The sequence below is a fragment of the Vibrio sp. 10N.222.55.C6 genome (assembly GCF_041473395.1).
In the GTDB taxonomy this organism is placed as follows: domain Bacteria; phylum Pseudomonadota; class Gammaproteobacteria; order Enterobacterales; family Vibrionaceae; genus Vibrio; species Vibrio crassostreae_C.
Window position 1 is genome coordinate 1 of the sequence record NZ_JBFRSD010000832.1, and the last position, 252, is coordinate 252.

Annotated in this window: 1 pseudogene; it reads left to right on the top strand. The window is 44.8% G+C overall.

The annotated features are described in order from the left end of the window. Positions 1-43: 43 nt before the first annotated feature. Positions 44-252: pseudogene (locus AB4486_RS26425) on the top strand (ketopantoate reductase family protein); the annotation flags it as partial.

Sequence of the window (252 nt, forward strand, 5' to 3'; positions counted from 1 at the left end):
AAAACGCGAAACAAGCACTTATCATGCGAGGCTGCCAAAACTTATGATTAGCTTCGCTGCTAACGCTGCGTCGTTTATCTTTGATTCAGACATGTATGACCGAGCCAATAACGCCAAGTGTCGCGAGTTAATGCTAGAAATTGAACAAGAGTTCTTAGCTCTGTTTGATGCTTTGTCTATTCCGCATCCCAAACTCACCATTTCTGAGCTGCTCTCTTTACTGGACGCACCAAGTTACGAAGGGGCTTACCT